This is a genomic window from Bradyrhizobium sp. B124, assembly GCF_038967635.1.
Taxonomy (GTDB): domain Bacteria; phylum Pseudomonadota; class Alphaproteobacteria; order Rhizobiales; family Xanthobacteraceae; genus Bradyrhizobium.
On sequence record NZ_CP152413.1, the window covers coordinates 4,416,398 to 4,438,302 of the forward strand.

Consider the following 21,905-nt stretch of genomic DNA (forward strand, 5'->3'; position numbering starts at 1 on the left):
CGCGCCCACAGGAGATGCTGATGGCCACGGAACTGGCGTCACATCAATCGGGAATTAGTGCCCGCTTTGGGCCTTCTTCATCGCCGCGAGCTGCTCCGGCGTCGCGCCGCCCTGAAACTTCGCCTTCCACTCCTCATAGGGCATGCCGTAGACCGCCTCGCGGCTCTCGTCCTTGCTCACCGCAAGGCCCTTGGCGTCGGCCTCTTCCTTCATCCAGTTGGACAGGCAATTGCGGCAGAAGCCGGCAAGGTTCATCAGGTCGATATTCTGCACATCGGTCCGGTTGCGCAGATGATCGACGAGGCGCCGGAACACCGCGGCCTCGAGTTCTGTTCTGGTTTTGTCGTCAATGCTCATGATCGTGATCCCGGTGTGATGCGCTCACCATATTGATATCAGGTGGGAATTGTCACAGATTTTGCCATATCGACGCGCAATACGGATCTGTCCGGCCACATTGGCCACGGTCCCGCAGCGTGTGGGGACGGGCGCCCGCCCGTTGACAGTGCCTGCCGGGCACGCGAAATCGACAATGATTTGATATAGCTTCGCCGCATGAGCCCAACAGATTCTCTCGCCTCAGCTCCCCGCATCACCCGCCTGATCCTGGCCGGCATCCTGCCGGTGGTGCTGGCGCTTGTCGCGGCATGCCTGTGGACGAGCCCGGCGGCCGCCGATTTCCGGCTCTGCAACAACACGTCGAGCCGGGTCGGGATCGCGCTCGGCTACAAGGACGCCGAGGGCTGGACCACGGAAGGCTGGTGGAATGTGTCGTCGCGGACCTGCGAGACCCTGCTGCGCGGCAATCTTGTGGCGCGCTACTACTACATCTACGCTCTCGACTACGATCGCGGCGGCGAATGGTCCGGCCAGGCCTTCATGTGCTCGCGCGACAAGGAATTCACCATCAAGGGCACCGAGAACTGCCTGGCGCGGGGTTTTGACCGCACCGGCTTCTTCGAGGTCGACACCGGCGAGCAGCGTGCATGGACCGTCCAGTTGACCGAAGCCAACGAACAACAGCCGCAGAAAGTACCGGGAATGCCGGGCGGCGTGGCTCCGGGAAGCCCCGGGGCGATGCCGGGCCTGCCCAACCCGCCGCCGGGCGCAGCGCCTCCGGGCGCGTCGGGTCTGCCGCCAGCCGCACCACCCGGAAACAAACAATGAGACGACTGCGCCGAATCAAGATCCTTGCAACGCTCGGCCCGGCCTCCTCAGACAGCGCGATGATCCGCAAGCTGTTCGAGGCGGGTGCCGACGTGTTCCGCATCAACATGAGCCATACCCCGCATGACAAGATGCGGGAGCTGGTCAAGACCATCCGCAATGTCGAATCGAGCTACGGCCGGCCGATCGGCATCCTGGTCGACCTGCAAGGGCCGAAGCTGCGGGTCGGCGCCTTCGCGGAAGGGTCGACCCAGCTCAAGAACGGCCAGAGCTTCATTCTGGATTCCGACAAGACGCCGGGCGACAACAGCCGCGTCCAGCTTCCGCATCCGGAGATCCTCGCCGCGCTCCGCCCCGGCCACGCGCTGTTGCTCGACGACGGCAAGGTGCGGCTGATCGCCGAGGAAACCTCGCCCGACCGTGCGGTCACGCGCGTCGTGATCGGCGGCAAGATGTCGGACCGCAAGGGCGTCAGCCTGCCCGACACCGACCTGCCGGTCTCCGCGATGACCCCGAAGGACCGCGCCGATCTCGAAGCCGCGCTGCCGGAGGGTATCGACTGGGTCGCGCTGTCCTTCGTGCAGCGTGCCGAGGACGTGATCGAGGCCAAGAAGATGATCCGCGGCCGTGCCGCGGTGATGGCCAAGATCGAGAAGCCGCAGGCGATCGACCGCCTCGCCGACATCATCGAGGTGGCGGATGCGCTGATGGTGGCGCGCGGCGATCTCGGCGTCGAGCTGCCGCTGGAGCGGGTGCCGAGCCTGCAGAAGCAGATGATCCGGATGGCGCGGCGCGCCGGCCGGCCGGTGGTGGTCGCAACCCAGATGCTGGAATCGATGATCCAGGCGCCGGTGCCGACGCGCGCCGAGGTCTCCGACGTCGCCACCGCCGTCTACGAGGGCGCCGACGCCATCATGCTGTCGGCGGAATCCGCCGCCGGCAAATTCCCGATCGAAGCGGTCTCGACCATGAACCGGATCGGCGAGGAGGTGGAGCGCGATCCGACCTATCGCAGCATGATCAACGCACAGCGCGTCGATCCCGAGGCGACGGTGGGTGATGCCATTGCCGACGCCGCGCGGCAGATCGCCGAGACGCTCGATCTGTCGGCGATCATCTGCTGGACGTCATCCGGTTCGACCGCGATCCGCGTGGCGCGCGAGCGGCCCAAGGTGCCGGTGGTCGCGATCACGCCGAACCTCGTCACGGGGCGCAAGCTGTCAGTGGTGTGGGGCGTGCATTGCGTGGTCGCCGAGGACGCGCATGATCTCGACGACATGGTTGAACGCGCCGGCTCGATTGCATTCCGGGACGGCTTTGCCAAGGCCGGCCAGCGCGTCATCATCGTCGCCGGCGTGCCGCTCCGCGCGCCCGGCACCACCAACATGCTGCGCATCGCCTCGGTCGGACCAAACGGCGACGCGCAGCTGTAGATTCTCGTTTTGACGGGTTTTCTTCATGCGAACCGGTGCCCGCTTCGCTCGAAAGCGCTCTAACCCGCCGCGCCGCAATCAGCCCTGCAACACCGCGTCGAGCGTGATCTTGGTGTTGAGCAGCTTCGACACCGGACATCCGGCCTTGGCCTTGGCGGCCAATTCCTGGAACGTTGCGTTATCGGCGCCCGGGATCTTCGCCGATAGCGTCAGGTGCACGGCGGTGATGGCAAAGCCGTCGGCGACCTTCTCCAGGGTCACGTCGGCCTTGGTCTCCATGTGCTCGGCCGTCAGCTTGGCCTCGCCCAGGATCAGCGACAGCGCCATCGTGAAGCAGGCGGCATGCGCCGCGCCGATCAGCTCTTCGGGGTTCGAGCCGGGCTTGCCCTCGAAGCGGCTGGCGAAGCCATAGGGGTAGTCCGAGAGCGCGCCGCTCTTGGTCGAGATCGCGCCTTTGCCGTCCTTGATGCCGCCCTGCCATTTGGCCGAACCGTGGGTCGTCGTCATGCGTTGCTCCGTGAGATTGGTTGAACCCAGCCTCAACCTACAACGCCAATGCGACGGAAGTGTTCGCCGTGCAGTCGCGATCTCAGGCCCCGACCAGCGCCTTTGCCGGGGTCGTCGCCTGCACCACAAGGCCACGGGCACGCGCGTCCATCACACCGACCGCGCGCAGCGCGAGCAGCGTCACGGTCTGCACTGCATCGCGCAGCTTGATCGGATCGTCGAGATTGGCCGGCGCCAGCGGGCCGACCAGCGCTTCGTGCAGCGCGCCGAGCAAGGCGGTGGCGGCCAGCCCCGTGTCCTGCGCCGGTAGATGTCCGGCGCGTACGGCGGCATCGATGCGCATGGCAAGCTCGCCGGAAATATCGCGGCGGCTGGCGAGGCGCGAGGCGGTGACGTCGACATCGACCGGCTCGGCCAGGATGCCCCAGGCCAGCTTGCGCTGCGACAGCACGTGGACCGCAATCGTCGTCACCGCGGCGGCCAGCGCCGATGACGGTCCGGGCGCGGCCTCTGCGGCGCGCCGGATCGCGGACAATTCGTCACGCGAGACTTCGGTGATCAATTCCGAGATCAGCTCGGCCTTCGACGGGAAATAGCGATAAACGGTGCCGGCCGCGACATTGGCCCGCACCGCGACGGGTGCGATCTGGACCGCGGCCATGCCGCCCGCCGCCGCCGCGTCGCGCGCAGCCGACAGGATGGCGCTGCGCCGGGCAGCCAGCCGCTTCACGACCTGATGAGTTCGCCGGTAGACCATGGCATTCCGTCCCCCACCGTGTGCCCTGGCCGGCGCCCACCGGCAGAACACACGCGTCTTCAATGTTTTGAACGATTGATCCCGCAACCGTTTGAAGAAGTGAACAACTATTCAGACTGAATGACAAGCTGGAATTGTAAGGATTTTGCGACGGCCGCACGCCACCTCCGAACTGGCGGGCCCTCCGGCCGACGGCAGCGCCAGGTGCCGACGGCACTCAGGTCCGGATCGGGCTTCCGATGGTAAATCGCGCGCCAAGATGATTGCTCGAAATCGAGACATCCAATCTCGCGCGGACCCACGACATCGCGGTCGCATTTACCCGAATTTATCGGAAGCCGTGGTCGAGTGCGCCCGACGCCACGTGTGGCGTTGCCTCGATGTCCCCGGCCGAACCAAGAAAGCGCATGTCACTCTCCATCACCAGCAGCGTGAGCAGCCGTAGCGCGGTGCGAGGACTGCTGCCGCTGTGCGCCGCCGTGGGCGCCTATCTGTTCTATCTCTCCGCCGGTGAAATCCTGCTGCGCGATTCCGACACGGAGTGGCAGATCAAGGTCGGACAGTGGATCCTCGAACATGGCGCAATGCCGACATCAGACGTGTTCTCGTTCACCCGTTTCGGCGAGCCCTGGATCTCGAGCTCGTGGCTGTCGCAGGTGGCGTACGCCCTCGTATACGGCGGCGATTGGGCCGGGCCGGTGATCCTGACGTCGATCGCGATCGGCGCGTCGGTCGCGATCTTCCTGCATCTGTTGAGCCCGTATTTCGATCCGGCGCGTGCACTCCTGATCGCGGCGCTGGCGCTACTGCTGTCGACGATCCACTTCTTCGCGCGGCCGCATGTGCTCGCGCTGCCGGTGCTGCTGGCGTTCATCGGCGGCCTGATGTCGGCCGCGGATCGCCGCACCCATCCGTCATGGTGGCTGCTGCCGCTGATGGTGCTGTGGGCCAATCTGCATGGCGGCTTCGTGCTCGGCCTGGCGCTGATCGGGCCGATCGGACTGGAGGCGGTGTGGAGCGCGGAGCCGAGCCGCCGCCGTCAACTCATCGTGCGATGGGGATTGTTCGGCGTCGCTGCGCTGGCCGCGAGCTGCGTGACGCCCTATGGCTGGAAGAGCCTGCTGGGTGCGACCAAGATCCTCAGCCTCGGCAAGCTGCTGTCGATGATCGGCGAATGGCTGCCCGCGGATTTCAGCAAGCCCAGCTTCTTCGAGGCCACGCTGCTCGGCCTGATCGGCGTCATCTGCTATCGCGGGCTGACCCTGTCGGTGCCGCGGATCCTGTTGCTGCTCGGGCTGATCTGGATGGCGCTGAGCCATATCCGTAACATCGAGGTGTTCGCGTTCATCGCGCCGCTGGTGCTCGCCAAGCCGATCGCCGAACAATGGGGAATGACAGGCGTCCGCGCCGCCCGCTTCGAGGAAGGACGCGCCGTCCCCGTCGTCACGATCCTGGCTACTATCGCGATGGTGATCGGAGCGTGGGTGACGACGACGATGTTCGTCGCGCAGCACGAGTTCAAATTCCTGCCGGTGTTCTCGCCGGTTGCCGCGGTCGACGTCCTCCAGCAACACAAGGCGCAACGCGTGTTCAGCACCGCGCCGTTCGGCGGCTACATGGTGAGCCGCGACATGAAGGTGTTCATCGACGGCCGCGCCGAGCTCTACGGCGAGCAATTCGTGCTCGACTATTACGCCGCGCTCGATGCCCGCGACGTCGGCCAGCTGCTGGACCTGCTCGACAAATACCGGATCGACGCCACGCTGCTGAGCTCAGACTCTCCGGCCGGAAACGCGCTGGACCACCTCAAGGGCTGGAAGCGGCTCTACAAGGATGACATCGCCGTCATCCATGTGCGGTCGGACGAGACGAAGGCCGGCGTGCCGGCAGCAGAAGGTTCGAACTAGCCTGCGCCATTGCTTCGTCAAGAATCGCGTGCCGCCTATCCCGTCATCCCCGCGCAAAGGCTTCGCCTTTGTCGCTGGAGGTGCGAGCCTTGCGGCGCAATTGCGCCGCTGGGCGAGCCTCGAAGGATGCACGGCCGCACTGTGGCCGATTCATCCTTCGAGACGCCGCTTCGCGGCTCCTCAGGATGACGGGGATCGTGCAGAGCGTGGACCCAAGCGCGGCGCACCTCCGACCTCAATTCCCCGTCTGGAGCTCGCCGAAGCGATCCCAGGTCTTGCCGTTGAAGCGCATCAGCTGCATCTGGTCGACCGGCACATGGTCGGCCGGCGATGTGTTGACCTTGACGCGCCCCAACGGAGGCCAAGCCTATTCGCCGCGGCGATCTCAGCGCTTGCCGCGCTCTTTGACCGGGATCACGAATTTCAGCCCCGACCACACCGCATCGACGGCGCAGACCTTGATGTCGACCAGGCCGGACGCGAGCCCGATCTCGCGCACCGCCCTGTCATCAAGGTCGGTCGCGACGCCTGAGCTCTTCTTCGGCCACGACACCCAGATCATGCCGCGAGGTGCGATCGCGTCCCGGTAACGCTGCAGCTTGGCGGCCAGCCCCCTGGCCTCGGCGGCGAACAGATGCACGGCATCGAGCGGCGCCCGCGCGGTCTTCGCGATCCGTACATCAGCAGGCAGTTCGCCGACAATGTCGCCATAGGGAACGGACAACCCGTCGACAAAAATACAAAAGCCCGGCTTGAAGCCGAGCTTTTGCACAATCGGTTTGCCGGACGTGCCGGCCATGGCGGGCGAAGCTTACGCCTGCGGCTGCGGCTCCATGCCGGTGTCCGGATCGGGACGCGGGCGCGACTTGCCGGCCGGCGGCACGGCGGAGGCGCGCGGCGTCGACGGCTCCAGCACCGACTCGCGGTTGGGCTTCTTGCCCTTCAGCAGGTCGATGATCTCGTCGCCGGTCAGCGTCTCGAACTCGAGCAGGCCCTTGGCCAGGGCTTCGAGGTCGCCGTGCTTCTCGGTCAGGATCCGGGTCGCTTCCTTGTAGCCTTCCTCGACCAAGCGCTTGATCTCGGAGTCGATCTTCTGGACCGTCGCCTCCGACGCATTCTGGGTGCGCGAGACCGACATGCCCAGGAACACCTCGTCCTGGTTCTCGCCATAGGAGACGGTGCCGAGCTCTTCCGAGAGGCCCCAGCGCGTCACCATCATGCGGGCCAGGCGGGTCGCCTGCTCGATGTCGGAGGCGGCGCCCGAGGTCACCTTTTCGCGGCCGAAGATCAGCTCTTCCGCGACACGGCCACCCATCATGATGGCGAGGCGCGAGGTCATCTGCTCCAGCGACATCGACAGCTTGTCGCGCTCCGGCAACTGCATCACCATGCCCAGCGCACGGCCGCGCGGAATGATGGTCGCCTTGTGGATCGGATCGGTCGCGACGACGTTGAGGCCGACGATGGCATGGCCGCCCTCGTGATAGGCGGTCAGCAACTTCTCTTCCTCGGTCATGACGAGCGACTTGCGCTCGGCGCCCATCATCACCTTGTCCTTGGCCTCTTCGAACTCGGCCTGTGTCACCATCCGCTTGTTGCGGCGGGCGGCGGTCAGCGCAGCCTCGTTGACGAGGTTCATCAGGTCGGCGCCCGAGAAGCCCGGGGTGCCGCGCGCGATGGTCTTGAGGTTGATATCCGGCGCCAGCGGCACCTTGCGGACGTGAACCTTGAGGATCTGCTCGCGGCCGACGACATCCGGATTCGGCACCACGACCTGACGGTCGAAGCGGCCCGGACGCAGCAGCGCGGGATCGAGCACGTCGGGACGGTTGGTCGCAGCGATCAGGATCACGCCTTCATTGGCCTCGAAGCCGTCCATCTCGACCAGCAGCTGGTTCAGCGTCTGCTCGCGCTCGTCATTGCCGCCGCCGAGGCCGGCGCCGCGATGACGGCCGACCGCGTCGATTTCGTCGATGAAGATGATGCAGGGCGCGTTCTTCTTGGCCTGCTCGAACATGTCGCGGACACGGCTCGCACCGACGCCGACGAACATTTCGACGAAGTCAGAACCGGAGATCGTGAAGAACGGCACGTTGGCTTCACCCGCCACCGCGCGCGCGATCAGCGTCTTACCGGTGCCGGGAGGGCCGACCAGCAGCACGCCGCGCGGAATGCGTCCGCCGAGCCGCTGGAACTTGCCGGGGTCGCGGAGGAATTCGACGATCTCCTGCAGATCCTGCTTGGCCTCGTCGACGCCCGCGACGTCCTCGAAGGTGACGCGGCCATGCGCCTCGGTCAGCATCTTGGCGCGCGACTTGCCAAAGCCCATCGCCTTGCCGGCGCCGCCCTGCATCTGCCGCGACAGGAAGATCCAGACGCCGATCAGCGCGATGAACGGCAACCAGGAGACGAGCAGCGAGACGAACCACGGCACGTTGTCGCCGGGCGCCTTCGCGGTGATCTGCACCTTGGCGTCATAGAGCCGCTTCACGAGCGACGGATCGCTCGGCGCGTAAGTCTGGAAGCTGGTACCGTTGTTGAAGGTACCGTGAATCTCGGGCCCCTGAATCACGACGTCGCGGACATGGCCCTGATCGACTTCAGTGAGAAGCTGCGAGAACGAGATATCCGAGGACGACGAGCGCTGGCCAGGATTCTGGAAAAGCGTGAACAACGCCAGCAACAGCAGGACAATGATGACCCAGAGGGCGAAATTCCGCAGATTGGCGTTCATGGTCTTCCTTCGTGGTCGCGCGGATCGCGGCCTCTCTCTAATCCTTGGGCAGGCTCTGTGGGAATCCCCAGGGAATCCATCCCGTCGATGCCCTACAATCTAGGTGCCGCTGGGGTCGATGCCAAGGGAACCACGCACGACTATTTACCGCATCCTAGCCCAATTCCCGGTCAAAAGATGACGCAGAATCCGGTGTTTTTCCGGGGTGGTTAAGCCTCCTTGGCGGATTATGACAGCGCTTGAAACAATCGAACCCGGCTCAGCGGGAACGGGCCCGGCGAGGCGGCGCCGGACCAATCCTGATGCGGCCGGCGGCGACGCTGATCACCGCTCCGGCAAGCGTCTGTTTCAGCTTGGATTCGCGCTTTCCCAAGGGCTGATTGACGACCTCATCGACCGCGGCGAGCAGGGTTTCGACCTTGCCGAGTTCGGCCGGCCCCTCATGTCCGGTGCGATCGATGGCGCGCTTGAGCAGACGGAGGCGGATCTCCTCCGGCATCACCGCGAACAGCGCCGCGTCGAAACCCGCATCGAGGTTATCCTCGCTTTTCAACGCAAGATAGCGCTCGGCGCCGTCGACCAGCACCTCCAGCGCGGCGTTGGCGCGCGCGATCCGCGCCGCGAGCCGTGCCAGGTTCCGCGCGTCGCCGCCCTCCTCCGCCAGCATCGGCATCAGCGCGCGCAGCCGCGGCCGCGTGAAGGACGGATCGCGGTTGGTCGGATCGTCGGCAAAGCTGACGCGCGCCTTCTTCAGCGTCGCGATCAATCGCGCCTTCGCGATATCGAGCAACGGCCGCGTCAGCATGACGCCGTCGCGCTCGGTCTCGCGCGCCATCGCCGAGAGGCCCGCGACGCCACTGCCACGCAGCATCCGCATCAACAGCGTCTCGGCCTGGTCGTCACGGGTGTGCGCGGTCAGGATATGCGTCGCGCCGTGCTTGCGCGCGGCTTGCGCGAGCAGGCCATAGCGCGCCTCACGCGCGGCTGCCGGCAGGCCGGTACTGGGCTTGGGCCCGCTCCAGCGCAAGGTGTGATGCGGCAGGTCGAGGCTTCGCGCCAGCCGTTTGACATCGCGGGCCTCGCGGGCCGCTTCAGCACGCAGACCGTGATCGACGGTGACCGCCACCAGCCGCGGTCCCTGCGCCAGCGCGCGGCGCCAGCGCGCGGCCAGCCACATCAGCGCCACTGAATCGGGACCGCCCGACACCGCCAGCACGATCGCCGGCGCGCGCGCCAGGCCTGCGAACAGGCGCTTGGCGTCGCTTGCCGGGATGGCGGATTGGTCGTTGGACATCACAGAACCAGCAGGTCGCGGAAAGGCCGGAAGCGGCCTCCCCCGGCTGGTTTAGCACTTCACGCGCTTCTGCTCGCGGTCAACCGCAGCTTTGACCCCGCCTGACGCGCGCGGGTACTTCCGCGTGATCTCGCCGAATGCGGCACAGGCGGCTTCCTTTTCCTTCAGCGCCGCCAGCGACTGGCCGAGCCGCAGCAGAGCGTCGGGCGCTTTCGCGGACTTGTCGAACTTGGTGGTCACACCGAGGAAGGTTTCCGCAGCATCGCGGTATTGCTGGCGCTGGAAATAGCTTTCGCCGAGCCAGTACTGCGAATCCGCCACCAAAGGATCGCTCGGATACTTGGTGGCGAAGTTCTTCATCGTCTCTTCGGCGAGCGCATAGTCCTTGCGCTGCATGTAGCCGATGCCGAGGTCGAACTCGTCCTTCGGCGTCGCCGACGGCGGCAATGTGGTCAGGGCCGCGCTCGCGCCGGGCGCCCGCTGCGGGCTGGTGTTGCCGAGCTCAAGCGGCTCGCCCGCTCCGCGGCCGCCGGGCGCGCCGACCGCCGCATCGCTCTGCATCGGCATCTGGCCGCCGAGCACGCGCGGAGCGCCGGGGGCATTCGGATTCTGGGTCGGATCGAAGGCATCGCCGCGGCCGCGGCGGCCGGGAGCTGCCGCCGGCGCCGGCTCCTGCACGATCGGGGCGGGCGCCGCGATCTGCTGCTGGTCATAGCCGCCCTGCGGCTGCCGGCCGTTTCCTTGCTGCGGCTGCCGGCCGTTTCCTTGCTGCGGCTGCCCATACCCCTGCTGCGGCTGGGCGTAGCCGGGCTGCGCCTGCGGGTACCCCTGCTGCGCCGGCGGCACCGCCGCGACACCGGGCTGTGCCGCCGGAGGCTGCCCATTCGGGCCGGGCGGCTGGCCGCCGAGCTGGCGCAGGCGCTCCTCGAGCTGGCGGTTGCGGTACTGCAGTTCCTCGTTCTGCCCGGTCAGCTGCCGCAGCTGATTCTCCAGCCGCTCGATCCGCATCTCGGCATCGGAATCGTCGGATTGGGCAAACGCTGGTGCGGAAACGGCGAACAACGCCGCGATCGCCGCGGCGAAGGAAAGAAAATGAAGCCTGGATGACATTTTGCCCTGACGACGAGATCGACGTGAAAAGCGCGCGACTTTGAGGGACGGAGTACGCCAGAATTGTGACTTGCAGTTCAAATCCGGGACAGCGTCGCGGATATCGGTTTAGTACGGACGGTGGAACAAGCAAGCGGCCAATTGCACGCAGCTTCGTTCATCTTGATGAAGCCGGGTCAGGCTCTCACGCGGCCAAAACAAAACCGGCGCCCGAAGGCGCCGGCTTGGAAAACTCGTCCAGGATCGCGTCAGGAGCTGGCGTTCAGCACGGTAACGGCGCGGCGGTTCTGCGACCAGCACGAGATGTCGTTACAGACCGCGACCGGGCGCTCCTTGCCGTAGGAGATGGTGCGCATGCGGCTCGGATCGATGCCGCGCGAAGCGAGATAGGCGCGAACCGACTGGGCACGCCGCGCACCGAGCGCGATGTTGTATTCGCGCGTGCCGCGCTCGTCGGCATGACCTTCGATGGTGAAGGAATAACGGTTGTAGGTCTGCAGCCACTGAGCCTGCTTGTCGAGGGTCGCTGTCGCCTGCGGGCTGAGATCGGTCTGATCACTCTCAAAGAACACACGGTCGCCGACGTTGACCACGAAATCCTGCTGGCTGCCCGGGGTCGCGGCGCCCCCAATCGCGCCATTGGCGTCCAGCGGGTTCTTGTTGGCGCAGGCACCCATCGACAACGCCACCGCCAGAACCGCAGCCAGCTTCATACCCTGGAGGATACGCATCTGATGTTTCATTCCGGAGCCTCCACGCTCACGCTCTTCGTACTGTCCATTGGGTCTACAGGGCGATGGTTAAGCGAACGTTCCGTCAACCTTGACGAGACCTTGCTCAACCCGATCAAATGCCAGGCAATGGCGAAAAGCGCCCCCGATGGTTAATGGGTGGCAAATGTGGCGCGATGGTGAAGGGAAGGCAAGGTTCGCGGGAACCGGCCGCCTTTGCAGGACAATTTAGCCCGCGCGCAACAGTCGATCGATGTCAGATTGATCAGAACGCCGGTTTGCTCAGGGATTCGGCACGATCGAGGCGCGCTCGAACGGACGGACGATACCGTCGGGCTGCAACTGGCCTTCCCGCTCAAACAGCATCCGCCGCTCGAAGGCGCTCGAGCGCAGGAACGGATAGCGGGCGAGCACACGTTCCCGCACGGTCGGCAGATGCGACGCCATTAACCCGACCGGCTTCACGAGCCCCGGGTAGAGCCGCGGCTCCGACCAGGTCTCGTGCAGGAACACACGCCGGTAGAACGCCATGTGCTCGGGCCGGACCGGCGCCAAGCCGTAATCGGCGTTGAAATGCACGCCCGCGGTCGAGCCGAGGCGCACCGTGACATAGGGCAGTTCCGGATTGTTCCGCGCCTTGTCGGGGTCCGCAACGAAGCGTGTCGAATCGATGAAGACCAGACCCTGATCGAGTTTCGGCAGCAGCACATCGCCGAATACGTCGAGCGTCGGCGAGGAGCGCCACTCCGGTGTCGCCACGGTGATGCGGATCGAGCTGCAGAGCTCGCCTTGCAGATAGACGCCGAACACCCAGGCGTTCGGCGCATCGTCAAACTGATCGACGACGCGCTCGTCCGCCGAGGGCCGGATCGCGCCTTCGCGCAGATAGGCACGGTAACGCAGCCGGTAGATTTCGTCTTTCTGTTCGGGGGTCTGAGCGAGACGGTAGTCGACTTGATCGAGAGGGTCCGCAAGCCTTCCTGTCGCGGGCTTGATGGCTTCGGCCGCGGACCTCATGTGGTAATCCCCTCAACAACCCAACAACTTCAACGCGCGAGCCAAAAGATTAACAGCTTCTTAATTTTCGTCAAAGCAATCGAGGCAATACAGTTAACCTCTGACCCCAAGGGTGCATTTCGAGCGGTCGAAGGCTCCCACAACTATCGATTGAGGAAATTGCGCTAGATCAAGCGATCGAGCGCGAGGGAACCACGTGCAGCTGGTCGTCGGCCCGTCGGCCGTGCGAGGCATTGAGCAGCTGGCGGATGCGGACGGCGGGAACCGGCCGGCTGAACAGGTATCCCTGTGCTTCGGTCACAGCGCCGTCGGCGCTGATCAGTTCGAGCTGCTCGTTGGTCTCGATCCCCTCGACCACGACCGACATGCCGAGGTCCGCGGACAGCCGCGCCACGCCGCGCAGCAAGGTCAGCGGCCGGTCGCTGTCGATGCCTTCGAGGAAGGAGCGGTCGATCTTGACCTTCTGCAGCGGGAAATTGTGCAAATAGCTGAGCGACGAGTAGCCGGTGCCGAAATCATCCAGCGAGATCCGCACGCCGAGCGAACGCAGTTGCGACAGCACGTCGTGGGTCAGCTCGGTGTTGTGCAGCAGCGAGGATTCGGTGATCTCGATTTCGAGGCGCTGCGCCGGCAGACCGGAGACCTCAAGCGCGTAGCGGACCTCGCTCAGCACGTCGCGCTGATGGAACTGCTGCGGCGAGAAGTTGACCGCGACGCTGACCGCTTCCGGCCACTTCATGCATTCCATGCAGGCCTTGCGCAGGATCCAGCGGCCGAGATCGACGATCAGGCCCATGTCCTCGGCGACCGGAATGATGTCGACCGGTGAGACCGTGCCGCGCACCGGATGGTTCCAGCGCAGCAGCGCCTCGCAGGTCGAGACCTTGCCGGACTTCAGGTTGATCAGCGGCTGGTAGAACAGCTCGAATTCCTCGTTGGCGAGCGCCTTGCGCAGATCGAGCTCGAGGATGCGGCGGGCCTCGACAGTCTGGGCCATCTCGTCGCGGAAGAAGCAGAAGGTGCCGCGGCCGTCGGCCTTGGCACGGTAGAGCGCCATGTCGGCGTTCTTCAGCAGCGTGTCGGCACCGACGCCGGGCGCGGTCATCGCGATGCCGACGCTGGCGCCGATCTCGACCAGATGGTTGTCGATCTTGTAGCGCTCGCTGAGGCGGTCGACGATGCGCCGCGCCAGCGCGGCGGCGTCCTCATGCGAATGGATGTTCTGCTGGAACACGACGAACTCGTCGCCGCCGAACCGCGCCACGAAATCCTCCGGACGCAGCATCTCGCGCAGCCGTTCGGCGACCGCGCAGAGCAGCTGGTCGCCGCAGGGATGGCCGAGCGTATCGTTGACCTGCTTGAACTGGTCGAGGTCGACGAACAGCAATGCGGAGCGATGGTCACCGTGCTGCATGGCCAGCAGCCGGCCGATCTCGTCGCGGAAATTGACGCGGTTGGGCAGCGCGGTCAGCTCGTCGTAGCGCGCGAGATGGCTGATCCTGGCCTCGGCGTCCTTGCGCTCGGTGATGTCCTCGACCAGCAAGACCGTGCCGCCGCCTGCCATCGGCTGGAACGTCCAGTCCAGCGAACGGTTCTGGGCCGGATCGGGGTCGCTGGTGACGATGTCGCCGCGCTGCGAGCTCTCGATCTCGTAGAGAATCTGTTGTGCGGCCGCGGCCGAGATCGCGCCGGACAGCACGCAGGCATTGCAGATGTCGGTCGCGCTGGCGCCGCGCTGCACGAAATCGTCGGACAGCTGCATCATCTCGATGAAGCGGTGGTTCATCACCGCAAGGCGTCCGTCGCCGCGGAACATGCACAGGCCGTGCGGCATGTTGTTCAGGGCGGTATCGAACTGGCCCGCCAGCGCCGCCTCGCGCTCCTTGGCGATCCAGGCGTTGACGTAGATGCGCTGCAGGCTGGAGGTGAGGTGCCGGATGGCGCTGAAGAACACCAGGCTGAGCAGCGCAAGGGCGATGTGATAGGGACCGCCGACATACATCAGCGCCGCGATCAGGGGACCGATCGACATCAACAGATGCTGGTGGAAGATTTGCGGCCGGCCGAAGGTCCGCCCTACCCCCGCCGAGGTGTAGGCGACCACCGTGGTCACGCAAAGCATGTGCGCGGCGGCATCGCTGGTCGTGAGCAGCACGGCTGCGCCCCAGAGGCCGAGCGTGATGCCGTAGGCGAGACTGCCGATCCGGTAGCGCTTTTCCCACGTCACGGACTCTTCGACGGTGAGACCGGAATTGCGCTGCTGATAGCGGTACATCTGCAGCGCGCGCGCCAGACCCACCACGATGAACAGCGGCACACACAACCAGGACAGCAGATTGCCGGTGACGAACGCAATCACGGCGCCCGCGATGGCGGGGCCGAAGGCGCCGAAGATCATGGGCGCGGGGTTCATGAACAGGGAATCGACCAGCGCCGCCGAGATCGTCGGCGACATCGACTGGTCCGGTTCTCCCGTCTGACTTGCAAACTGCATTGTGAGAGCGCGCGTCCTTTTCAGCTCGCACTCTTACTGGTCGCAGGTGAAGTCTTTCTGAGGGAACATCGTTAGCGAGTCGTTGCCACGACCCATTGGCAACCGAAATTCGGCATAAGTTTCAGTGCGCTAGGTAAGAAGTGCCGACCGCTCCGGAGTTCCCCGGAGCAGCTCTGTGCGGGCCTCACGACAACAGCGGGGACCAGGCGGGATCGGAGGCAAAACCGGGGGTCGGCACCCGCAATTCGTTGCGCCCGGAGACGTCGATGGTGAACAGCGACGGACCGCTGTTCCCGCCGGGATCGCGGAAGAACATCACGACGCGCCCGTTCGGCGCAAAGGTCGGGCCCTCATTGTGGAAGCCCGAGGTCAGGATGCGCTCGCCGGAGCCGTCCGGCTTCATGATGCCGATCGCGAACTGCCCGCCGCCCTGCTTGGTGAAGGCAATGTAGTCGCCGCGCGGCGACCACACCGGCGTCGAATAGGTGCCGTCGCCGAACGAGATGCGCTGGGCCGCACCGCCGGTTGCCGGCATCACGTAGATCTGCGGCTTGCCGCCGCGATCGGACTCGAAGCAGAGCCGCGTGCCGTCGGGCGAGTAAGACGGCGAGGTGTCGATCGCCGGCGTGTCGGTCAGCCGCGTCATCGACTTCGAGCGCAGATCCATCACGAACAGGTTGGAGTTGCCGCCCTGCTGCAGGCTCATGATGACGCGCTGGCCGTCGGGCGAGAAGCGCGGCGAGAACGACATGCCCGGGAAGTTGCCGACGATCTCGCGCTGGCCGGTCTCGATGTTGAGCAGATAGACGCGCGGGTCGCCCTGCCCGAACTCCATATAGGTGATTTCCTGGGTCGACGGCGAGAAGCGCGGCGTCAGCACGAGATCCGAGCCGCGGGTCAGATAGCGCACATTGGCGCCGTCCTGGTCCATCAGCGCGAGGCGCTTGACGCGGCGATCCGCAGCACCGCTCTCGTCGACGAACACGATGCGGGTATCGAAATAGCCCTTCTCGCCGGTCATGCGCTCGTAGATCTGGTCGGAGATGATGTGCGCGATCCGCCGCCAGTATTCGGCCGAGGTGTCGTACTGCTGGCCGGCGAGCTGCTGGCCGGTGTTGACGTCCCAAAGGCGGAACTCCGCCTTCACGCGCCCGTTGCCCTGGCGTGTCATGCGGCCGGTCACCAGCGCCTGCGCGTTGATGCTCTTCCAGTTGTTGAAGTTCGGCGCCGCGTCGATGTTGATCTGCTTCTCGAGATAGGCGGCCTGATCGATCGGCGCGAACAAGCCGCTGCGCTTCAGGTTGTTGGTGATCACCTGCGTGACGCCGACGCCGACTTCGGCGTCGCCAGGCGTGCCGGCGGCGAAGTTCGGGATCGCGATCGGCACCGGCGCAAACTCGCCTTCTGGAATCGGGATTCGCTTCGGGCCAGCCTGCCCGAAAGCGCTCCGGCTTCCGGCAAGCGCGCCGAGAGCGGCGATTCCGGAGATCATCTGTCGACGGTCGAGGCGAAATTTCATGGTCCGCAAATCATTCGTGTTGGTCATTGTCGGTAACTTTGCTTGCCGTTGGCCAGGCGACGCGGTTGTCCTCAGGTCTTCCGTTCCGTGAACACCGGCGCGAAATACTTCCATTCCTCGAAGAAGGCCGCCGGCAGTCGATACGGCTGGCATTCGATGATCGCCCGCAGCGCGCTCTCCTGATAGACGCGCAAATAGGGCGTTGCCGGCGTGCCTTCCGGCACCGGCGCGGCTTCAAGCGTGCCATCCCGCTTCAGCTTGATCTCGAATACGGCCTCGGTCTGCATCGCCTCGATGCCGCCATAGGGCTTCTTCCAGCAGCGCTCGACCTGCTGCTTGAACATCGCGCCCCAGGTCGCGGAGTTGTCGGCGGCCTTGCCCTTCGCCGTGCCGAGCGCAGCGTTGGCATTGAGCGCATCGCCGGTCGCCGCGGCCCGTGTCGGGTCGCGCTTGTCGAGCAGGGCTGCGATCTTGCTCTGGTCGAAGGTGCGCTCTTTCGGCTTCTGCTCCGGCGGTGGCTTGGCAGCCTGCTGGACCGGCTTCGGCGGCGGCTTCTTCTCTTCCTTCTTGATCGCTTCAGCGATCGGGTCGGGCTTCTCCGGATCGGGCTTCTTCTCGACCGGCTTCGGCTCTTCCTTCGGCTTGTTCTCGACCTTCTTCGGCGGATCCGGCTTCTTGTCTTCCGGCTTCTCGACCTTCGGCGTCGGTGCCGGCGCGGTTTCGGTCACCACCGGCGGCTTCTTTTCCTCAACCTTGCCGACCATGTCGTCGACCGGCTTGGCTTCGGCGACCTTGTCGACCAGCGGCTTGGGATTTTCCTTCTTGCCGTCCTTCTGGCCGGTCATGACATGGGAGAGCTGATCGGCGGAGACCACATCAACCGCGACGGACTCTTCTTCCGGCATCACGTAGGCCCTGGTCGAAAACGACACGAGGCCCCACCCGATCACGAGGACGTGCAGGACAATCGATGCCGCCAGAGTCTTGTCGACCTTGACCTTCAAATCAGGCTCCCCGTGCCTTGCCGCACATTGGCCCTATCCACCTTCCGGGATGATGACGATATTCGCCTTGAATCCCGCCGCCCGGACCTCCCCGAGCAATTTCATCATATCCGTGTAACAGACATCCTTGTCGCCACGGAGATAGACCACCTTTTCGGCATCCGACCGGGCGTCTCCGATCGCCTTGATCTTGGCCGGAAAGTCGGCGGCCGTGACCGGCGCGTCGCCGAGATAGAGCTCGACATTCGAGTTGCAGCCGCCGCCGGTGCGCTTCACCGACAGCGTCAGGGGCGGCTGGTTCGACGAGATCGACTTGCCGCCGCTCGCGACCGGCAGGTCGATGTCGATGTTCGACGTCATCAGCGGCGCCGCGACCATGAAGATGATCAGCAGCACCAGCATCACGTCGACCATCGGCGTGACGTTGATCTCGGCCATGACCGGCTTGCGCCCGCGGCGGCGTCTGCCACTGCCGCCGGACCCTGCCATGCTCATCGCCATGATCGTGCGCTCACAACAGTGACCATCATAAGTTCAGTTCTTTGTTTGAGCATGATCCTTTCGGAAAACCGGTCTCCACTTTTCCGGATCATGCTCTAGCCCCGCTCGTCGATCTGACGCGACAGGATGGCGGAGAACTCGTCGGCGAACCCCTCCAGGCGCGCGGCCTGCCGGTTCACCTCCGAGGTGAACTTATTGTAGAAAATAGTCGCCGGAATTGCGGCAATCAGGCCGATTGCGGTGGCAAACAGCGCTTCCGCGATACCGGGCGCCACCACCGCCAGGGAGGTGTTTTTCGAGGCCGCGATCGACTGGAAGCTCGACATGATGCCCCAGACGGTGCCGAACAGGCCGACAAAGGGGCCCGCCGAGCCGACGGTCGCCAGCACCAGCAGCCGCCGTTCCAGCCGCTCCACTTCCCGGGCGATCGAGACGTTCATGACCTTCTCGATCCGGGCCTGCAGGCCGGCAAAGGACCGGGACTGGCTCTCGAAGGAGCGCTTCCACTCCCGCATCGCCGCCACGAAACAGGCCGCCATCGACTGGGTCGGCTTGGCCGAGAGCGCCCGGTAGAGTTCCTCGATCGACTGGCCGGACCAGAACGCCTGCTCGAACTTGTCCATCGCCCGCTTGGTGCGGGCATAGAGCAGGATCTTGTCGATCGCGATCGCCCAGACCCACACCGAGCAGGACAAAAGTCCCAACATCACGCATTTGACGACCCAATGGGCCTGCCAAAACAGCGCGATCAGCGACACATCGCTCGATGCCAGTGGCAGAGTTGACTGAGCCACGTCGGCGGGATTCATCGGCAATATCCTCTCAACGCAAGTGTCCCCATCAGGCGGGCCGCCAATCGGCACCGATTCCACGGCCGCATCAGGCGCGGCGAAACTGCGCGAAAGCCTCTTGCATCTGTCGCATGGGGGGCCCGTCCAAAGCCGGGCCCTGCTTCCCCTGCCAACATGTCAAAACGAGGGCTTTTCACGCGGCATTCCGACCCTAACCAAACGCTAATCATGGTTAAGGCGAGGTTACCAAAGGGAAATTTGGAGGCGGGAAATGCCGTCGGCGGAGGGGGTTGGCGGGTTCCGCAGATGAATGGATTCGGCGGATAGTGATGCCAGGCGCCCCCTCCCCGCGCCGTCCTGGCGAAAGCCAGGACCCATAACCACCGCAAACGGTGATGGAGCGGATCGTGGCCCCGGCGTCGTGCAACAATTGAGATTTGGGGTAATGGGTCCTGGCTTTCGCCAGGACGACACCGATCGTGTGGCAGGGCCTACATCCACAATCGTCGTCCCGGCGAAGGCCGGGACCCATTCTCCGCAGCAGCCGTTGTGAAAGGGACCCGTTGTTCCAGCGTCGCACAGCAACAGTCATTCGTGGTTATGGGTCCCGGCCTTCGCCGGGACGACACCGAGTATGTTGCGTCATTTGTGAATCATACTTCCGCACTCTCGCGGCGCATTTCGCCCGAGCTCTGCTCTTCGTTCGACCCTCTCGCAGAGGGCGCAGGGAAAGCAGGGTGCCGATCGCACCCATGGGCCCCCGTGCAAAAGGTCGAAAGCACGGGGTAGGACCACAGGTGTCACCGGAGCAATCCGGCTTTCCCTGCGCGATGGGTTACGGCGCCTCTCTATCCGCCGTCATTCCGGGGCGTGCGCAGCACGAGCCCGGAATCCATCAGGCCGCATCACTGGCGGATGAATGGATTCCGGGTTCTCGCGGAGCCTGTCATCGGGCGCGCGTTCGCGCGACCCGTTGGCGAGCCCTCAGGTGCGCAATTGCGCACCGGGGAATGACGATGGAGTGAATGTCTCAGGTCAAATGCCTGATGATCGCAAGCCCGGCGAACAGACCCGCGATCGACAAGGCCACCGAGCCCGCGACATACAGCGCCGCAAGGCCGAGTTCGCCGCGCTCATAGAGCACCGCGGTGTCGAGCGAGAAGGCGGAGAAGGTGGTGTAGCCGCCGAGGATGCCGGTCATCAGGAACAGCCGCCAGGGCTGCGAGGCCTCGCCCTTGAAGGCGAGATAGCCGGCGATCAGGCCCATCACGGTCGAGCCCGTGATGTTGATGATGAAGGTGCCGTATGGAAACGCGGTGCCGATGCAGCGCGCGCAGGTGACGTTGATCAGGTGCCGCAACGTTGCGCCGAGACCGCCGCCGAAAAAGACGATGAGATAGCTTGCCGCGTTACCCACCAATGCCCCCGCTGGTGTGTGGAGAAGCTCACAATACGCGCCGCTCAAAAGCCCACCCTCCCCTGGAGGGGGAGGGTCGGATCGCATGAAGCGAAGCGGAATGCGATCCGGGGTGGCGTGATCTCTCAACACGGACAGTGTCGCGCGTGGATAGACCGTCACCCCACCCCGCCGCTCATTTCATTCGCGTCGACCCTCCCCCTCCAGTGGAGGGTAAGAGGGTCGAGCCGAATTGCGATATGCGCTCAGCCGGCCTTGCCGAACAGTTCGTCGACGTAATCCCAGTTGACGAGGCTGTCGACGAACGCCTTCAGATAGTCCGGACGGCGGTTGCGGTAGTCGATGTAGTAGGAGTGCTCCCAGACGTCGACGCCGAGGATCGGCACCGCGCCATGGACCAGCGGGTTCTCGCCGTTCGGGGTCTTGGCGATCTCGAGCTTGCCGCCCTTGACCTGCAGCCAGGCCCAGCCGGAGCCGAACTGGCCGACGCCGGCGGCGGCGAAGTCGGTCTTGAACTTCTCGAAGCCGCCGAGGTCCTCGTTGATCTTCTTCTCCAGCCGGCCGGGCAGCTTGCTGCCGCCGCCATTCGGCTTCATCCACTTCCAGAAGTGGATGTGGTTGTAGTGCTGACCGGCATTGTTGAAGACGGCCGCGTTCTTGCCGAACGAGCCCTTCACGATCTCCTCGAGGGACTTGCCTTCGAATTCGGTCCCCTTGATCGCGTTGTTGCCGTTGGTGACGTAGGCCTGGTGATGCTTGTCGTGGTGAAACTCCAGCGTTTCCTTGGACATGTAGGGCGCAAGGGCGTCGTGGGCATAGGGCAGATCGGGTAGCGTGAAGGTCATGGGGTAATGTCCAACAGAGGGTGGGAGACTACACTTAACGGGTCCCCCTTATAGAAGGTTCCACGGCGGAGAAACACCGCATTTTCGGATCGTGTATGACAGATCGGCGCAGCCGAAGACCAGGGACCTGAGACGATGAGCATCGAAATCGACATTCTCAACGGAGATGCGTCGTGGCGGCGCGCCGAGCCACTGCTCCGGGCGGTCTGGAGCCCGGATATCATGGAGAACAAGCAGTGGGCTGACATCAAATGGGCTCACGCGGATTTGCGCGTGTTTCTCGATGCGCCTGACGACGGCGGGCTCGCCTGCCACGTCGGTATCTACTTCCGGACCATCACCTGGAATGGCCACAAGGTGCATGTCGGCGGCATCGGCGGGGTCGCGACCCGCGAGGACTGCCGGCACCGCGGCTATGCGTCACTCGCGTTGGATGCCGCCGTGCACACCATTCGTGCCAATGACGCGGTGAAATTTGCAATCTTATTCTGCGAGCCGCACAATTTCGCATTCTACCAGTCGCGCGGCTGGCATCCCTTCGCCGGCGAAGTCACTTGCGAACAGCCCTCCGGGCAGATCCGCTTCGAGGCGATGGCGCCGTTCGTCAACGACATCGTCCGCGCGCCGCGCCAGGGCAAGATCGACCTATGCGGCCTGCCGTGGTGACCCCTGCGCGG

20 protein-coding genes are annotated in these 21,905 nt (G+C 64.8%); 4 read left to right on the forward strand and 16 right to left on the reverse strand.

What is annotated here, in order from left to right; genetic code table 11:
- Nucleotides 1-54: 54 nt before the first annotated feature.
- Nucleotides 55-357, reverse strand: coding sequence for a DUF1244 domain-containing protein (locus AAFG13_RS21280; protein ID WP_173638909.1), 303 nt, complete (start codon nucleotides 355-357; stop codon nucleotides 55-57).
- 198 nt (nucleotides 358-555) lie between these two features.
- On the opposite strand from AAFG13_RS21280, the gene AAFG13_RS21285 reads away from it, so the two are divergent.
- Both AAFG13_RS21285 and pyk read left to right on the forward strand, forming a co-directional pair.
- Nucleotides 556-1,167: a DUF1036 domain-containing protein gene (locus AAFG13_RS21285; RefSeq protein WP_212320422.1), complete on the forward strand. Its 612-nt coding sequence runs from the start codon at nucleotides 556-558 to the stop codon at nucleotides 1,165-1,167.
- Nucleotides 1,164-2,600, forward strand: coding sequence for a pyruvate kinase (gene pyk / locus AAFG13_RS21290; protein WP_173638911.1), 1,437 nt, complete (start codon nucleotides 1,164-1,166; stop codon nucleotides 2,598-2,600). Before AAFG13_RS21285 ends, pyk begins: the two co-directional genes overlap by 4 nt.
- A 78-nt stretch (nucleotides 2,601-2,678) precedes the next feature.
- Here the strand turns inward: pyk and AAFG13_RS21295 are convergent, their stop codons facing one another.
- Complete coding sequence (locus tag AAFG13_RS21295; protein WP_212320426.1) at nucleotides 2,679-3,107, reverse strand: OsmC family protein; 429 nt, start codon at nucleotides 3,105-3,107, stop codon at nucleotides 2,679-2,681.
- Between the two features lie 82 nt (nucleotides 3,108-3,189).
- Nucleotides 3,190-3,864 (reverse strand): TetR/AcrR family transcriptional regulator, encoded by a 675-nt coding sequence (locus AAFG13_RS21300; protein WP_092123472.1) that lies wholly within the window; start codon nucleotides 3,862-3,864, stop codon nucleotides 3,190-3,192.
- Between the two features lie 407 nt (nucleotides 3,865-4,271).
- On the opposite strand from AAFG13_RS21300, the gene AAFG13_RS21305 reads away from it, so the two are divergent.
- Nucleotides 4,272-5,771, forward strand: coding sequence for a hypothetical protein (locus AAFG13_RS21305; RefSeq protein ID WP_342713232.1), 1,500 nt, complete (start codon nucleotides 4,272-4,274; stop codon nucleotides 5,769-5,771).
- Between the two features lie 385 nt (nucleotides 5,772-6,156).
- Here the strand turns inward: AAFG13_RS21305 and AAFG13_RS21310 are convergent, their stop codons facing one another.
- From AAFG13_RS21310 to AAFG13_RS21370, 13 genes are all read right to left on the reverse strand, one after another.
- Nucleotides 6,157-6,570, reverse strand: a complete 414-nt coding sequence (locus tag AAFG13_RS21310; protein WP_342713233.1) for a DUF3052 domain-containing protein — start codon at nucleotides 6,568-6,570, stop codon at nucleotides 6,157-6,159.
- A 12-nt stretch (nucleotides 6,571-6,582) separates the two neighbouring features.
- Nucleotides 6,583-8,505, reverse strand: a complete 1,923-nt coding sequence (gene ftsH / locus AAFG13_RS21315; protein WP_097676103.1) for an ATP-dependent zinc metalloprotease FtsH — start codon at nucleotides 8,503-8,505, stop codon at nucleotides 6,583-6,585.
- Nucleotides 8,506-8,764: 259 nt separating this feature from the next.
- Nucleotides 8,765-9,799 (reverse strand): tRNA lysidine(34) synthetase TilS, encoded by a 1,035-nt coding sequence (gene tilS, locus AAFG13_RS21320; RefSeq protein ID WP_342713234.1) that lies wholly within the window; start codon nucleotides 9,797-9,799, stop codon nucleotides 8,765-8,767.
- Between the two features lie 51 nt (nucleotides 9,800-9,850).
- Nucleotides 9,851-10,909, reverse strand: a complete 1,059-nt coding sequence (gene ybgF / locus AAFG13_RS21325) for a tol-pal system protein YbgF (RefSeq protein WP_342713235.1) — start codon at nucleotides 10,907-10,909, stop codon at nucleotides 9,851-9,853.
- Nucleotides 10,910-11,157: 248 nt separating this feature from the next.
- On the reverse strand, nucleotides 11,158-11,652 hold the full coding sequence (gene pal, locus AAFG13_RS21330) for a peptidoglycan-associated lipoprotein Pal (protein ID WP_092123460.1): 495 nt from the start codon (nucleotides 11,650-11,652) through the stop codon (nucleotides 11,158-11,160).
- Between the two features lie 270 nt (nucleotides 11,653-11,922).
- Nucleotides 11,923-12,657 carry a hypothetical protein gene (locus AAFG13_RS21335; RefSeq protein ID WP_212320437.1) on the reverse strand — a complete coding sequence of 245 codons (735 nt, stop codon included), beginning with the start codon at nucleotides 12,655-12,657 and terminating at the stop codon, nucleotides 11,923-11,925.
- Nucleotides 12,658-12,826: 169 nt separating this feature from the next.
- Nucleotides 12,827-15,151: an EAL domain-containing protein gene (locus tag AAFG13_RS21340; RefSeq protein WP_212320438.1), complete on the reverse strand. Its 2,325-nt coding sequence runs from the start codon at nucleotides 15,149-15,151 to the stop codon at nucleotides 12,827-12,829.
- A 184-nt stretch (nucleotides 15,152-15,335) separates the two neighbouring features.
- Nucleotides 15,336-16,670 (reverse strand): Tol-Pal system beta propeller repeat protein TolB, encoded by a 1,335-nt coding sequence (gene tolB / locus AAFG13_RS21345; RefSeq protein WP_342713236.1) that lies wholly within the window; start codon nucleotides 16,668-16,670, stop codon nucleotides 15,336-15,338.
- 71 nt (nucleotides 16,671-16,741) lie between these two features.
- Nucleotides 16,742-17,674 carry a protein TolA gene (locus AAFG13_RS21350; protein ID WP_342713237.1) on the reverse strand — a complete coding sequence of 311 codons (933 nt, stop codon included), beginning with the start codon at nucleotides 17,672-17,674 and terminating at the stop codon, nucleotides 16,742-16,744.
- Between the two features lie 33 nt (nucleotides 17,675-17,707).
- Nucleotides 17,708-18,175: a biopolymer transporter ExbD gene (locus tag AAFG13_RS21355; RefSeq protein WP_212320444.1), complete on the reverse strand. Its 468-nt coding sequence runs from the start codon at nucleotides 18,173-18,175 to the stop codon at nucleotides 17,708-17,710.
- Nucleotides 18,176-18,270: 95 nt separating this feature from the next.
- Nucleotides 18,271-18,984: a protein TolQ gene (gene tolQ, locus AAFG13_RS21360; protein WP_016846954.1), complete on the reverse strand. Its 714-nt coding sequence runs from the start codon at nucleotides 18,982-18,984 to the stop codon at nucleotides 18,271-18,273.
- Nucleotides 18,985-19,996: 1,012 nt separating this feature from the next.
- Nucleotides 19,997-20,383 (reverse strand): fluoride efflux transporter CrcB, encoded by a 387-nt coding sequence (gene crcB, locus AAFG13_RS21365; protein WP_342713238.1) that lies wholly within the window; start codon nucleotides 20,381-20,383, stop codon nucleotides 19,997-19,999.
- A gap of 245 nt (nucleotides 20,384-20,628) precedes the next feature.
- Complete coding sequence (locus AAFG13_RS21370) at nucleotides 20,629-21,228, reverse strand: superoxide dismutase (protein WP_021078629.1); 600 nt, start codon at nucleotides 21,226-21,228, stop codon at nucleotides 20,629-20,631.
- Nucleotides 21,229-21,363: 135 nt separating this feature from the next.
- On the opposite strand from AAFG13_RS21370, the gene AAFG13_RS21375 reads away from it, so the two are divergent.
- Nucleotides 21,364-21,894: a GNAT family N-acetyltransferase gene (locus AAFG13_RS21375; RefSeq protein ID WP_342713239.1), complete on the forward strand. Its 531-nt coding sequence runs from the start codon at nucleotides 21,364-21,366 to the stop codon at nucleotides 21,892-21,894.
- Nucleotides 21,895-21,905: the final 11 nt, after the last annotated feature.